At 47.8% G+C, this 245-nt stretch carries 1 pseudogene; it reads right to left on the bottom strand.

Annotated elements, in window-relative coordinates:
* A pseudogene (locus FC14_RS10715) lies at positions 1–245 on the bottom strand (GH25 family lysozyme); the annotation flags it as partial.

Genomic DNA, 245 nt, shown 5'->3' with positions numbered 1-245 from the left:
CCGTACTGCATTTGCCCTTGAGCGTTGTAATAAACGGTCTTGCTTTGGTCCTTGAGGTAAGTAAAGCCAGTGGACATCTTACCTGTTACCTTATCGAAGTTGTACCAGTGACCGCCAATATTTTGTTGGCCGTATTGCATTTGGCCGGCCCCGTTGTAGTAAACGGTCTTGTTTTGGTCCTTGATTTGGGTAAAGCCGGTCTTGGCTTTTCCGTCGTTAGCCTGATCAAAGAGGTACCAATGGCC

The organism is Ligilactobacillus agilis DSM 20509, from assembly GCF_001436215.1.
Lineage (GTDB): Bacteria > Bacillota > Bacilli > Lactobacillales > Lactobacillaceae > Ligilactobacillus > Ligilactobacillus agilis.
This window is presented reverse-complemented; position numbering and strand designations above follow the sequence as displayed.